Annotated in this window: 12 protein-coding genes and 2 CRISPR repeat arrays (1 of these 14 only partly in view); of the genes, 11 read left to right on the top strand and 1 reads right to left on the bottom strand. The window is 33.2% G+C overall.

Translation table 11 applies throughout. The features are described from left to right. Nucleotide 1: 1 nt before the first annotated feature. A CRISPR array of direct repeats spans nt 2-685; the repeat unit is 29 nt; unit sequence GTTCCATCTGAACCGTGTGGGTTATAAAG. Between the two features lie 46 nt (nt 686-731). After that, nucleotides 732-1,229 carry a tetratricopeptide repeat protein gene (locus tag Q0929_RS04405; RefSeq protein WP_299238358.1) on the top strand — a complete coding sequence of 166 codons (498 nt, stop codon included), beginning with the start codon at nt 732-734 and terminating at the stop codon, nt 1,227-1,229. A gap of 308 nt (nt 1,230-1,537) precedes the next feature. On the opposite strand, the gene Q0929_RS04410 is transcribed toward Q0929_RS04405, so the two are convergent. Next, entirely contained in the window at nt 1,538-2,752 is a 1,215-nt protein-coding gene (locus Q0929_RS04410) for an epoxyqueuosine reductase QueH (RefSeq protein WP_299238360.1), read from the bottom strand. Between the two features lie 348 nt (nt 2,753-3,100). Here Q0929_RS04410 and truA point away from each other — a divergent pair, with 348 nt between their 5' ends. The 10 genes from truA (at nt 3,101) to ccsB (ending at nt 12,733) form a co-directional block, all read left to right on the top strand. Continuing rightward, nucleotides 3,101-3,832 carry a tRNA pseudouridine(38-40) synthase TruA gene (gene truA, locus Q0929_RS04415; protein ID WP_299238362.1) on the top strand — a complete coding sequence of 244 codons (732 nt, stop codon included), beginning with the start codon at nt 3,101-3,103 and terminating at the stop codon, nt 3,830-3,832. Nucleotides 3,833-4,082: 250 nt separating this feature from the next. Then, nucleotides 4,083-5,006: a GTPase Era gene (gene era / locus Q0929_RS04420; RefSeq protein WP_299238363.1), complete on the top strand. Its 924-nt coding sequence runs from the start codon at nt 4,083-4,085 to the stop codon at nt 5,004-5,006. A 14-nt stretch (nt 5,007-5,020) separates the two neighbouring features. Next, nucleotides 5,021-6,400: a magnesium transporter gene (gene mgtE, locus Q0929_RS04425; RefSeq protein WP_299238365.1), complete on the top strand. Its 1,380-nt coding sequence runs from the start codon at nt 5,021-5,023 to the stop codon at nt 6,398-6,400. A gap of 11 nt (nt 6,401-6,411) precedes the next feature. Then, nucleotides 6,412-6,834 (top strand): DUF2231 domain-containing protein, encoded by a 423-nt coding sequence (locus Q0929_RS04430; RefSeq protein ID WP_299238367.1) that lies wholly within the window; start codon nt 6,412-6,414, stop codon nt 6,832-6,834. A 177-nt stretch (nt 6,835-7,011) separates the two neighbouring features. Further along, nucleotides 7,012-7,776, top strand: a complete 765-nt coding sequence (gene trmD, locus Q0929_RS04435; protein ID WP_299238368.1) for a tRNA (guanosine(37)-N1)-methyltransferase TrmD — start codon at nt 7,012-7,014, stop codon at nt 7,774-7,776. Continuing rightward, entirely contained in the window at nt 7,769-8,104 is a 336-nt protein-coding gene (locus Q0929_RS04440; RefSeq protein ID WP_299238369.1) for an Hsp20/alpha crystallin family protein, read from the top strand. The genes trmD and Q0929_RS04440 overlap by 8 nt, the downstream gene beginning before the upstream one ends. Before the next feature lie 18 nt (nt 8,105-8,122). Further along, nucleotides 8,123-10,528, top strand: a complete 2,406-nt coding sequence (gene lon / locus Q0929_RS04445) for an endopeptidase La (protein ID WP_299238370.1) — start codon at nt 8,123-8,125, stop codon at nt 10,526-10,528. Next, nucleotides 10,503-10,964 (top strand): N-acetyltransferase, encoded by a 462-nt coding sequence (locus tag Q0929_RS04450; protein ID WP_299238371.1) that lies wholly within the window; start codon nt 10,503-10,505, stop codon nt 10,962-10,964. The genes lon and Q0929_RS04450 overlap by 26 nt, the downstream gene beginning before the upstream one ends. Next, nucleotides 10,961-11,593: a histidine phosphatase family protein gene (locus Q0929_RS04455; protein WP_299238372.1), complete on the top strand. Its 633-nt coding sequence runs from the start codon at nt 10,961-10,963 to the stop codon at nt 11,591-11,593. The genes Q0929_RS04450 and Q0929_RS04455 overlap by 4 nt, the downstream gene beginning before the upstream one ends. 18 nt (nt 11,594-11,611) lie before the next feature. After that, entirely contained in the window at nt 11,612-12,733 is a 1,122-nt protein-coding gene (gene ccsB, locus Q0929_RS04460; RefSeq protein WP_299238373.1) for a c-type cytochrome biogenesis protein CcsB, read from the top strand. A gap of 652 nt (nt 12,734-13,385) precedes the next feature. After that, nucleotides 13,386-13,779: a CRISPR direct-repeat array (repeat unit 28 nt; unit sequence GTTTGTAGCCTACCTATGAGGAATTGAA); it runs 102 nt beyond the window's last position.

The raw sequence follows: 13,779 nt of genomic DNA on the forward strand, positions 1-13,779 counted from the left end.
CGTTCCATCTGAACCGTGTGGGTTATAAAGATAAAGTTCATCTAAAGCTTTATCAAAATCTCCATTGTTCCATCTGAACCGTGTGGGTTATAAAGCGTCATACATTTGAACCCATCTTTTATCGGATGGGTGTTCCATCTGAACCGTGTGGGTTATAAAGGTCTTTTTTTATATAAAGAGAGATACACTCCCCCCAAGTTCCATCTGAACCGTGTGGGTTATAAAGCAAATCTAAAAACGTAACGACTTCCCTCGTGATTGAGTTCCATCTGAACCGTGTGGGTTATAAAGCTTTTAAGCAAATCTTGGCGGACTACCTTTAGCGGTTGTTCCATCTGAACCGTGTGGGTTATAAAGTAACTTTCAAAAATGAATTTTTAGATATATATCTTGAGTTCCATCTGAACCGTGTGGGTTATAAAGGCAGGCGAAGGATAACGATTGTAGAGATAAAAAAACAGTTCCATCTGAACCGTGTGGGTTATAAAGAGATAACTCTCAGAAAGATTTAGCTCCTTCATTAGCGTTCCATCTGAACCGTGTGGGTTATAAAGTGTCTGTCGTCTTTTCCGCATCTATCACGAGAATGGTGTTCCATCTGAACCGTGTGGGTTATAAAGTAAATTCTTTGTAGTGTTTCTTTTGTAGTTCTCTCTGTTACATCTGAACCGTGTGGGTTGTAAAGAAAAAATAATGGAAAATAATAGGAAATTAAACAGGAGGAAAAAAAGATGAAAAAAGTTTTAGGTTTAGCCTTGTTTGGCATCTTAGCAACAGGTAGCATGACTTATGCCGCATATGTTCCTGAAGATACCGACCCTGAAGCTTATAATGAAATTGAAGCTGACTGCTGGGCTGCTCAACGTAAAATGGATATCCAAGAACTCGTTAATTGTCATAAGGATTTAGCTGACTGGTATAAGAAAAAAGGAAAATATGATGTTGCATATTATGAAATAAGTCAAGCTGGATATTATTGCAGCATGGCTGGAGATTATAAAAACGCAATAAAATACACTCTTGAAGCTATCGAAGGCTTTAAAAAGATAGGAAATAAAGAGGGAGAAGCAGATAACTACAGACAGCTTGGATATATCTATAAAGAAAAGGGAGACAAGAAGAAAGCAAAAGAATACTACATGAAAGCATATGAACTTTATAAATCCATCGGAGCAGAAAAGGATGCTCAAGACACTTTAAGAGCAATGAGGAGTAAAAGAGGTTATTGATATATTGACTTATAGATTATTCGCTGTATGTTAGCCCTATTCCTACTGACATTCTATCTGCTATGGACTGTAGAAACAATTAAAACAAAAACCTTAGGCAAAAGTTTGGTTCCATCTGAACCGTGTGGGTTATGTAAGAGGTGAGATGTGAGACGTTAAATCCACACTGTCATTCTGAAGCAGGCGAAGAATCTCATTTTTTCTTTTCAAATCAAAAAATCAAGAGATGATATCCTTTGTCCTATAGCCTCAGGACGATGACAAAAAAGCTAAACTTGCAAAAATTTTTAAAATATTCTTACTACAAATTAACTAATAACTCTTCTTCCAAGTTTACCAATAAGCTCTGCACCATAAACAATTATGCCTAACTTTCCTGCTTTAATATCCTCTTTATTTTCATTTATAGCTCTAATAACATCTTCTAACCTATAACCATTATTTCCATCACTATCTGTATCACTGTAAAACTCTAACTTCCTCTCGCTACTTTCAACATCACCTATATACAAATTTTGAGATACCATATCCGGTATAAACTCAGACTTTAGCTGAAGCTCTACCTTATCCCCCTCTTTTAACTGTGTATCAACTATAAAAACTGGGTCTGTAAAGATACGTGGCTCAGAAAGTGGCAGTTCTTTAAGCTCGTTTAAAATATAGATTTTTGCATTGCCTTTATTCAAGTATGCAATTTTAAAATCTTCCTTTTCTTCTATTTGAGATACAACAGCTCTTAATACTCCTTTGATTGTTTTACTATACGGCAAAACCTTATGATTTACATAATCCTTATTAACCTTACAAACAGAGGACAGTAGCCTCCATCCGATAAAGCTAAAATCTTTTTCTTTACACTTTATGCCATTACTTTCTGTATATAGTCTTACTTGTTTTATAAATAAAAGCTCTTCTCTACTGCCTGCAAGCCTGCCTTTTGAGAAGGTTATAAGCTCTGGAATAAAGTCAGAAAATTGTCTTTGTGGTAATAAGCCAAAAATACAGCCACAGTAATTTTGATGATAAAGCTCTGATTCTTTCGCAAGTTTATTCATTTTTTCTGTTCCGCCGTTTTTTCTAAAATCAATAGCCAAAAACTCCAAACCATACTCACTTGCTACCTTTTCTCCAACTTCTTTTAATACTTCAAAGTCTTTTTTAGGACTCATCATTAAAACTGTTGTAAGCTTATTACATCCAAGCTCTTTGGCTATTTCTGCACTTTTAGTTAATCTTACATCATGGCAAACAGTACATCTTTCGCCTCTTTCTGGTTCGTTTTCAAGACCTTTTACAGAAGACAGCCATAAATCTAAATCATAATCTCCTTTTATACACTCTATTCCAAGCTGATTGCAAACTCTTTTTGTTTCTATCCATCTAAGCTCAAACTCTTCTTCTGGATGTATGTTTGGGTCATAAAAATAGCCAATTAGCTCACTGTTTGGAAAATCTTCTTTTAGTTTTCTAAGTGCATAAACACTATCAACTCCGCAGCATATATGAACAAGAATTTTATCCATCTTTTAGCTCCTGATTTGTTTATAATATTTTAATATTTTACTTCTAACAGGAGGAAATCAAGTATGAGAAAAATACTAATTTCTGCAGTTTTAGTATTATCAAGCATTTCTGTGAAAGTGCCCTAAAAATCCACACTGTCATCTGCAGCCGGCGAAGAATCTACGCCTTTATACTCATACTCTGTCATTTCTGAAGCCGAGCTCTCATATTTTTTCTTTTCAAATCAAAAATCGAAAGAGAAGATCCTTTGCTTCGTTTAGATGACGAACAATGTAAGCTTATAAAAATTTTGCATCGCTCTCATCCTTTCTAACCTTTCAATTAACAATATGTTAAAATAAAAAGCTATGGAGATAAAAAATTACAAGCTTGAAATCAGTTATATTGGAACTAACTACAACGGTTGGCAAAGGCAGAAAAACGGAATCGGAATTCAACAAGTCATTGAAGATTTATTGTCTGAGCTTTTGAAAGAAAAAATAACGCTAATTGGTGCAGGAAGGACTGATGCAGGCGTCCATGCTTTAAGGCAGGTTGCAAACTTTAAAACAAAAAAACATAAAAACCCAAAGACTATATACACCTATCTCAATGCAAAACTGCCAAGGGACATTTCAATTTTGAAAGTTGAAGAAGTGCCGCTTTCTTTTAATGCAAGATTTTCAGCCAAAGGAAAGACATATATTTATAAGATTAATACTAAGCCAGACCCATTTTTGTTTAAGCTTGCTTGGTATTATGATAAAAAATTAGACTTGATAAAGATGGCAGAAGGAATTAATTTAATAAAGCAATATAAAGACCTTTCTTCTTTGGCAAAAGCAGGGGATTATATAAGAAAAGAAATTGATTTAAGAGAGCTTAAGTTATACTTTGATGGTAAAATCATAACCATAGAAATTACAGCATCTCACTTTTTAAGAAATATGGTCCGTAGAATTGTAGGACACCTTGTCGCACTTGGAAGAGGTAGCTTAAGCTTAGAAGAGTTAAAAGATATAATAGAAAAGAAAAGTCCATCCCATGGCAAATTTACAGCACCGCCAGAAGGTTTATATTTAAAAGCAGTGTATTATTAGTAAGAAAGTGAGAAGTGAATAGGTTAGGTGAGAAAAAAGAAATCCTTCGCCTTACGGTCTCAGGACGGTCAAAAGATGAATGATAAGTATTAAAGAAAGGATAGCCTTGTTTGTCATTCTGAGCGAAGCGAAGAATCTCATATTTTTGTTGAATTTCTCACCCGACGTATCATGAATTGCCATTACGTAAGATGATGAGAATTCGGAAGTAAAGTATTGCGATTATAAAGAAAAAAAGGAGAGAATAAAGATGGAAAATTTACAAAATTATGAAAATTTTAGAGTAGGGTTTGTTGCTATTGTTGGAAGACCAAACGTTGGAAAGTCAACGCTTTTAAACAATATAATCGGAACAAAATTAAGCATTGTCAGTCCAAGACCACAGACAACTCGGATGAGAATTTTAGGCGTTAAACATCTGCCAGATGCACAGATAATATTCTTAGACACGCCGGGGGTTCAAAAAGGCGGAGATTTACTTACAAAATCAGTAATGGAATCTGTAATATCAGGAATAGAAAGTGCAGATGTTATTTTAATGGTCATAGATGCTGAGGCAGGTTGGACAAAAGAAGATAAAGAAGTCGTAGAAAACTATCTTAAAAAAGTAAATAAGCCTGCGATCCTTGCAATCAATAAAATTGACAAGATAAAAAGAGACTTAGTTTTACCGCTCATCGAAGAATCTATAAAAATATATGACTTTAAAGAATTTGTTCCAATATCTGCTATCAAAAATCTAAATATTGATGAGCTTATTGAAACAATAAAAAAATACCTACCAGAATCTCCGCCTTTGTACCCAGAAGACCAAATAACAGACCTGCCACTAAAGTTTTATATAGCAGAAATCATTCGTGAAAAAGTATTTTTAAATACAAGGCAAGAGGTTCCATACTCTGTTGCTGTTGAAGTTGAAAGTATACAAGAAGGAGAAAAGAATAAAAATCTGCTTATTATTGATGCAGTCATTTATGTTGAAAGAGAAAATCATAAAGGTATAATTATAGGTAAACAAGGACAGATGTTAAAGAAAATCGGCATGCAAGCAAGAGAAGAGCTTGAGTTTTTACTTGGTAAAAAAGTTCATCTAAATCTGTATGTAAAAGTTAAAGAGAGATGGAAAGAAGATTTACCACTACTTAGAGAGCTTGGTTATAACCAAATATCATAAAAAAGGAAGGCGCTATGTCCCCAATAATTGAAGTTTTAAAGGAAACTCTAAAAAGGGCTATAGGCAAAAGAGATTATAAAACCATAGAAAAGATTATTATAAAAACCCACAAAGGAGACATAGCCGAAGTCTTTAAATATCTAAATAAAGAAGAAAGAAAAATCTTAATGCTTACCTTAATCAAATCAAACATTCAAAAAGCTGGCGATGTTTTTCAAGACCTTGAAGAAGATATAAAATCTGAATTGCTTAGAAATTTAAGCTCAAAAGACTTAACAAATCTTTTGAATAATCTCCCGGTTAATGAAATTGTAAAAATTATAGACCATATCCCTGATGATGTAAGAGATATTATTCTAAAAAATTTAGAGAAAGAAAAGATTGAAGAGTTAGAAGAGTTAGAACAACTGCTTACTACCAATGAAGATAACATAGCATCTATCATTAGAGAAGATTTTCTAAGTATCAACGAAAACATTACAGTTCAAGAAGCTATTGAAATTGTAAAAAATGCAGATAAAGAGATAGAGATTCTTTATATCTATGTTGTTGATGATAAAAACAGGCTTATTGGCGTTGTCTCGCTGAAGGAATTAATCACATCTCCGGGTAATATTTTAGTAAAAGATATAATGACAAGAGAGCTTATAACTGTAAGCATAAACGCTACAAAAGAAGAAGTTATTGATATTTTTAAAAGATACGACCTTTATATTTTACCTGTTATTAATGATGAGGAAGAGCTTGTAGGTGTAGTTTATATTGAAGATATAATTGATGTAATCTCTGAGAAAACAACAGAAGACTTCTTTAAAATGGCAGGAGCAAAAGAAGAGGAGCTTTTTTATCAAGATAAGACGTTTAAAATTGCAAAATTAAGAATGCCTTGGCTTTTAACCGCAACATTTGGAGAGTTTATAACAGCTATAATCATAAGTTTTTTTAGTTTTACAATTGAGCAGTTTTTACCAATCATTTTTTTCTTGCCAATGGTTGCCGCCCTTAGTGGTAATATAAGCTCTCAAGCTGCCATCATTACAGCAAGAGGACTAAAAGAAGGAAGACTTTCGGAAAACATAGTTGATTATATCCGTTCAATAATAAAAGAGTTAAAAGTTGCTTTGGTAATTGGTTTTGGAGCTGGCTTGTTGGTTGGTTTAATCTCTTCTTTATGGATAAACAATCATAAACTTGGAATGATAGTTGGAGTTGCTTTATTTTTTAGCATAGTTATAGCCGGCTTAATTGGTAGCTTAATACCATATATTATGGACAAGATGGGTAAAGACCCAACCTTAGCAACCGGAGTTTTAGCATTAACCATTACAGATATCGTTGGAATATCAATATATCTATCCGTTGCAACATACTTTATACATTACTTACATTTATAGAGGTCAGTATCATGGAGACAATCGCAATTCACCCACCATTTACACACTTTGCAATAGCTTTTCCATTAATGCTGTTAATCGTTCATTTGTTTTATATGATAAACAAAAAAGAGTTAGACAGTCTGCACTTTGTATTAACATTCTTATCAGCTTTGGCTGTTATTGTTGCTACCATAACCGGCATTATAGCTCATGAACCAATAGAAACTAAGCTTGAAGAGATTAAGGCTTTTGGCTATCATCAAAAACTTGGCTTACTTCTTGCACTTTATTTTGTTATATTATCTGTCGTAAGAATCATAATGACTAAAACAAAAACACTTAACTTAGTATTTACAATCTTATTGATAATTGGCGTTGTTCTTTTATTTATTCAAGGAAAGCTTGGCGGTTCAATCGTTTATGAAAACATGATTACACCATGGTTAAAGTGAAGCTGTTCCAAAAATTAACGTTGTCATTCTGCAGCCGGCGAAGAATCTCAACCTCAAAGATGTCATTATGAGCGAAGCGAAGAATCTCATGTTTTTAATGAATTTCTTACCCGACGTGTACTAAACATTATAATGTTATAAAATTTTTTAAACCTGTTTAAAAACCTTGGAGACAGCATGAAAATATACATAATTACTATATTTCCGGATTATTTTGAATGTTTTAAAAATTATGGAGTTGTGAATAAGGCTATAAAAAACGGACTTGTTGAGATAAACACTATAAATCTTAGAGATTTTACAACAGATAAGCATAAAACAGTTGATGATGTTGTTTATGGTGGTGGTCCCGGAATGCTTTTGAAACCAGAGCCTATATTTAAAGCATTTGACTATATAAAAAATATATCCAAAAATCCTTATACTATAATAACCGAGCCATGGGGAAAAACTTTTAATCAAGAAATAGCAAGAAAATTGGCGGAAAAAGAAGAGATTGTAATAATTTGTGGAAGGTATGAGGGGGTTGATGAAAGAGTTAAAACGTTAGTAGATGAGGAGATATCTATCGGTGATTATATTTTATCGGGTGGAGAGCCGGCTGCATTGGTTATTATGGACAGTGTTATTAGATTGCTTCCAGGTGTTTTATCTGATGACGAAAGTAAAGAAGTAGATTCTTTCAGTGATGGACTGCTTGGATACCCTAACTACACAAGACCGGCTGAATTTAGAGGTATGAAAGTTCCGGAAGTTTTACTATCCGGTAACCATAAATTGATAGAAAAATGGAGGAGGTTCCAAAAACTAAAAAGAACTTACAAAAATAGACCAGATTTATTAGAAAAAGCAAAATTATCTGTTGAAGATAAACAGCTATTAAAGTATATTATAGAAGGTAAAGAATTTGAAGATTTGATTAAAGAGGGAAAAATTGCTTAGTTTTGAAAAACCACCAATAGATATTCTTGAAGACGAAGAAAAGTATATAGTAATAATAGATTTGCCCGGATGTAAAAGAGAAGATATAGAAATAACAGGTGATGAGAAAACTTTAAAAATCAGAGCTCTTAAAAGTATAAACCTGCCGGGAAAGTATATTTTAATGGAACGTTTCACAGGAATTGTCAAAAGAAGTATCAGATTTCCGCAATACATAGATATCTCAAAAGGCAAGGCAGTTTATGAAAACGGCTGCTTGATTATCTATATACCAAAAGCAAAAAATCAGTTTATAATAGATACTATTTGTAAAATTTCAATTTTTTAAAAACTGCAGGAGGTCTGAATGGGTCAATTTGAAGATAGATTAGATTTGCCTGAGCTGCCATCAACATACCCACTTATTCCAACAAGAGATGTTGTAGTTTTTCCTTATATGGTATTTCCACTTTTTATAGGAAGACCATTTTCAATTAAGGCAGTAGAAGAAGCACTTGATAATAATCAAAGATACATCTTTCTCTCTCTTCAGAAAGACAAAGAAAAAGAAATTCCGACAAAAAAAGACATTCATGAGATAGGTGTTGTTGCTACAATTATCAGAATGATGAAGCTTGAAGATAATCGTATTAAAATCCTTGTTCAAGGTGTTTCAAGAGGAAGAATAAAAGAATTAAAAAAAGTAGATGATTACTATCAAGTGGAAGTTGAAATTATAGAAGACCCGGAAGTAGAAGAAACATTAGAAATTCAAGCACTTAAACATTCACTAAAAGATTTATTAGACAAGGCTATTTCGCTTGGCAAGCAGATAGTGCCAGATTTAGTTGAGATAATAAAATCTGTAGAAGAGCCGGGAAGACTTGCCGATTTGGTTGCATCTATACTTGATATAAAAGCAGAAGAAGCACAGCAGATTTTAGAAATCTTAGACCCTGTTGAAAGATTAAGATTTGTTCATGATAAATTTTTAAAAGAAGTAGGAATATTAGAGCTTCAGCAAAAAATTAGAATATCTGCAAGAGAAGCGATTGAAAAAGACCAAAGAGAATACTTTTTAAGACAGCAAATAAAAGCAATTCAAGAAGAGCTTGGTGAAAAAGATGAAAAGCAGGAAGAAATAGAAAACTACAAAAAGAAAATAGAAGAATCTGGAATGCCAAAGGAAATAAAGGAAGAGGCTTTAAAGCAACTTAGAAGATTTGAAAAAATGCATCCAGATTCAGCAGAAGCAGGTGTTATTAGAACTTATCTTGATTGGCTTGTAGAACTTCCATGGAATAAAAGAACAAAAGACAGACTCGACCTTAAAATTGCTAAGAAAATCCTTGATGAAGACCATTATGACTTAGAGAAAATAAAAGAAAGAATCTTAGAGTATTTAGCTGTATTAAAGCTTAAAAAAGAGAGCTCAAAAAGGGATAGATCTATAAAAGGACCTATATTATGCTTTGTTGGACCGCCGGGTGTAGGTAAAACTTCACTTGGAAGGTCTATTGCAAAAGCGTTAAACAGAAAATTTGTTAGAATCTCTCTTGGCGGAGTAAGAGACGAAGCAGAAATAAGAGGTCATAGAAGAACGTACGTTGGAGCGATGCCCGGAAAAATCATCCAGGTAATAAAACAAGCCGGAACAAAAAACCCGGTAATAATGTTAGACGAGGTAGATAAAATCGGCTTAGATTTTAAAGGAGACCCAACAGCTGCACTCTTGGAAGTCTTAGACCCGGAACAGAATAGAGAGTTTGTAGACCATTACCTTGGCGTTCCTTTTGATTTGTCAGAAGTAATGTTTATTTGTACAGCAAACAGATTAGATACCATTCCAAGACCTTTATTAGACAGAATGGAGGTTATTAGACTCTCAGGTTATTCAGAAGAAGAAAAATTGCATATTGCTAAAAAATATCTAATTCCTAAGCAATTAAAAGAAAACGGCTTAGATGAAAAAACCATAGAATTTTCAGACAAAGCAATCACGTTCTTAATTAGAGGCTATACAAGAGAAGCAGGCGTTAGAAACCTTGAAAGACAGATAGGTTCTATCATTAGAAAAATAGCTAAAAAAATAATAGAAACTGGAAAGAAAAAGAAATATAAAATTACTCCAAGTCTAATTAAAAAATTCTTAGGAGCACCGATCTACTCAACAGAGAAAGAAGAGAAAGATGAGATCGGCGTTGTTACAGGACTGGCTTGGACTGAGTTTGGGGGAGAAATTCTCAAAATAGAAGTAACGAGGATGGCAGGAAAAGGCAATTTAGTTCTTACAGGTTCACTTGGCGATGTAATGAAAGAATCTGCAAGAATTGCATTCTCTTATGTAAAATCTAAAGCTAAAGAGCTTGGAATTGACCCGGAAGAATTTGGTAAATACGATTTACATATTCACGTGCCTGCGGGCGCTATTCCAAAAGATGGACCATCGGCAGGTATAGCAATTACAACAGGCATTGCATCTGTATTTACAAACAGACCTGTAAGGTCAGATGTTGCAATGACAGGAGAAATCACATTAAGAGGAAAAGTTTTACCTGTTGGTGGACTAAAAGAGAAGATTTTAGCAGCAAAAAGAGCCGGAATAAAAACAGTAATTTTACCAAAAGACAACAAAGAAGAAGTCATGTCAGACCTTCCACCGTATGTAAGAAAATCAATGAATTTAATTTTTGTAGACCATATTGATGAAGTTTTCAAAATCGCATTAAGAGAGGAAAAAAAAGAAGTTGAAAATCAGGAAAGCGAAAGTTAAAGATGCAACCGAAATTTTTAAAATCTTACAGCATTTTGCACTAAAAGAAGTTTTACTACCAAGAAGTTTAAACAGTATATATGAAAATATACGAGATTTTTTTGTGTGTGAAATAGATGGTAAGATTGTTGGCGTTGGGTCTTTGCATGTATACTGGGAAGATTTGGCGGAGATAAAATCTTTGGCTGTAAAAGAAGAGTATCAGCATCTTGGGATAGGTAGAAGCATAGTCCAAGAGTGTTTAAATGAAGCCAAAGAGCTTGGTATAAAAAGAGTTTTTGCTTTAACTTACGTTCCAGAATTTTTTAAAAAAATTGGATTTGAAATTACAGATAAATCTAACTTTCCGCAAAAGGTATGGACTGAATGCATTTATTGTGTAAAATTTAATGATTGTCATGAAATTCCTGTATCTATAAACTTGGAGCAAGAATGAAGCATATATATCTTTGCAGACATGGTGAAAGTGAATACAACGCAAAAAAAATAGTTCAAGGGCATATAGACACAGATTTAACAGAAAATGGGATATTGCAAGCTAAAAAACTTGGTCATTTTTTGAAAGATAAAGGAATAAAAAAAGTAATATCTTCTGATTTAAAAAGAGCATTCAAAACAGCACAGATTGTGGCAGAAATTTTAAAAGTAAATCATGAAGTTGACCCAAGAATTAGAGAGATGCATTTTGGCACATGGGAAGGCTTAAGCTATGACTGGATTTATCAAAACGCAAAAGAACATTTTGATAACTGGTTAGCAAATCCTGTAAAGCATCCTTTACCAAAGCAAGAAAGCATAGAATCTTTTGAAAAAAGGCTAAGGCTATTTTTTGAAGATGTAAGAAACCACAATGAAGACAATATTTTAGTAGTTGGGCACGGTGGTTCAATACAGGGTTTACTTTGCATAGCTATGAATCTTTCCATGGAGCATCTTTGGAAATTTAGACATAATAATACAGGATTATCGCTAATTTTATCTGATAAAAATAGCACAAATGTTAAATTTATAAATATGGCTTACCATCTTGAAAATTCTTTAGAAGGTGGTATTATAACTTTATGATTTTTTGGAGGTAAAAACATGGATAATGTAGTTGTTTTTGAAAATAAGAATAAACCATCGTATTTAGAGACAGGTTTATTTATTGGCGTTATTTTGGCATTCTTAGGATTATCTGTTTTCTTGGCTTTATCGTCAGGAAAGGTTAGCAACGTTCTTGTATTTCAAATTGCCGGCTTTATTTATGGTTTATCAGCATTGATGTATATTTTTCAGTTTTTCTTTAAAAATGAAAATATAGGCAAGGTTGGTACATTACTTGCATTTGCCGGATGGCTAACACAAACAGCAGGATTGTTTATAAGAGGTTTAGAATCTTATAATATGGGTATTTTCCATCCACCTTGGACAAACCTTTATGAATCTTTAATGTTTTTCCCATGGCTGGCAGTTGGACTGTATTTATACATTGAGAGAGAATACAAAACAAGAACTATTGGAACATTTTTTATGCCGATCATTGCGTTTTTAGTTATCTGGGGTCATAAGTTTAATACTGATATTAATCCATTGGTACCTGCTTTAAGAAGCTATTGGCTTTACCTTCATGTGCTTTCATCGTTTGTAGGTTATGCAGGTTTTACAGTAGCATTTGGTGCATCTTTTGCTTACCTGCTTAAAGAAGCTCAAGTTAAAAACAAACCGGTAAATACGTATCATTATGCAGGATTTATTTTTAGTTTAATCTTAACAGGGATTTTTGGATATCTTACTTTAACCGGTGCTAAGGATATTAAAACAATGATTTTTGGAATTATCTTTATCATCACTCTTATAGCTTTAATTTATTTTGCTGTATATGTCCTAAAACCTATAGCCAATAAACTTCCATCTGAAAATTTACTTTCAGAGATTGCTTTTAAAGCAGTTGCAATCTCTTTTCCTGTATGGACTGCATCTATAATGCTTGGCGGTGCATGGGCAAATGAGGCTTGGGGTAGTTATTGGAGCTGGGACCCTAAGGAAACTTGGGCTTTAATAGTTTGGTTATTCTTCGCAGCATACATACACGGAAGAACTATCGGAAAATGGAAAGGCGAAACTTCTGCATGGATAGTGGTAGCAGGCTTTATAATGCTTCTAATCTGTTATTTTGGAGTAAACTTATACTTCCCTGGTTTACATAGTTATGCTACAGAGTAAGTAAGGTAAAGCTTAGGTTTTTTAAGTATTTTCCGCTTGACATGTAGAAAATTTTTTGTATATTTACATTAACTTTTTAATTTTTTAACTGCACCTTGGCAATTGAATAGGTTAGCCCACACAAGCTTATTTTACGTGAGACGTGAGAAGTGAGACGTTAAATATTGGTTTATCAATAATTTAGTGATTTTTATCTGATTGATTGATGACTTAGTGAGATGATTTAGCAGTCAGTAAAGCTAAGGTGTTGATAATGTGATTTTATTTTTTGATGCTTGATTTAAGTTTGTGTAGTAATAGTTTGAAAAGGATTTTGTGAAAAATGAATGTAAGTGTTTGTTGAAATAAACTTTTTAATTTTGAATTCTTTAATGCTTAATTTTTTGAAAATTTGTAATTTTTTATTTCAAAATTTTTTAAGATCGGGAAGTTAAAGAGTGGTATTTGCAGCGGGCTTCTGAGTTTAGGGTTTTCAGCGGTTAGCTTGTGATGGGATGTTAAAGGATAAAATATAATAATATATTTTCTGTATATCGAGGTTTGCTGCAAAAAACTTCAACTTGCGGATTTTTTAAAAATTTGGTATAATGTTTTACAACTTGGCAATTGAATAAGATTTTTACGATTTTATTTTTGAGTTAAAATTTGACGGGTTTGTAGCCTACCTATGAGGAATTGAAACTTAATTAATTTAATTAAAAAGGAGATAGTGAAATGAAGTTTGTAGCCTACCTATGAGGAATTGAAACGATTTTATGGTGGTGGTAGGCTTTTTATTTATAATTCGTTTGTAGCCTACCTATGAGGAATTGAAACCAAGGGAGATTAGTTTCTTTCTTAACAAAGACCAGAGTTTGTAGCCTACCTATGAGGAATTGAAACAAGAGTATGTAGAATACATAGTGGATAGGGCAATAAGTTTGTAGCCTACCTATGAGGAATTGAAACAAGGATGATGATTTTACTCACATACTGACGGTTACATACGTTTGTAGCCTACCTATGAGGAATTGAAACATATTAAACAACTCCAAGCTGTCTGACTC

Source organism: Sulfurihydrogenibium sp. (assembly GCF_028276765.1).
GTDB lineage: Bacteria > Aquificota > Aquificia > Aquificales > Hydrogenothermaceae > Sulfurihydrogenibium.

Coding starts and splice junctions, on each gene's coding strand:
- Q0929_RS04405 (WP_299238358.1), top strand. CDS start 732: ATGAAAAAAGTTTTAGGTTTAGCCTTGTTTGGCATCTTAGCAACAGGT.
- Q0929_RS04410 (WP_299238360.1), bottom strand. CDS start 2,752: ATGGATAAAATTCTTGTTCATATATGCTGCGGAGTTGATAGTGTTTAT.
- truA (WP_299238362.1), top strand. CDS start 3,101: ATGGAGATAAAAAATTACAAGCTTGAAATCAGTTATATTGGAACTAAC.
- era (WP_299238363.1), top strand. CDS start 4,083: ATGGAAAATTTACAAAATTATGAAAATTTTAGAGTAGGGTTTGTTGCT.
- mgtE (WP_299238365.1), top strand. CDS start 5,021: ATGTCCCCAATAATTGAAGTTTTAAAGGAAACTCTAAAAAGGGCTATA.
- Q0929_RS04430 (WP_299238367.1), top strand. CDS start 6,412: ATGGAGACAATCGCAATTCACCCACCATTTACACACTTTGCAATAGCT.
- trmD (WP_299238368.1), top strand. CDS start 7,012: ATGAAAATATACATAATTACTATATTTCCGGATTATTTTGAATGTTTT.
- lon (WP_299238370.1), top strand. CDS start 8,123: ATGGGTCAATTTGAAGATAGATTAGATTTGCCTGAGCTGCCATCAACA.
- Q0929_RS04455 (WP_299238372.1), top strand. CDS start 10,961: ATGAAGCATATATATCTTTGCAGACATGGTGAAAGTGAATACAACGCA.
- ccsB (WP_299238373.1), top strand. CDS start 11,612: ATGGATAATGTAGTTGTTTTTGAAAATAAGAATAAACCATCGTATTTA.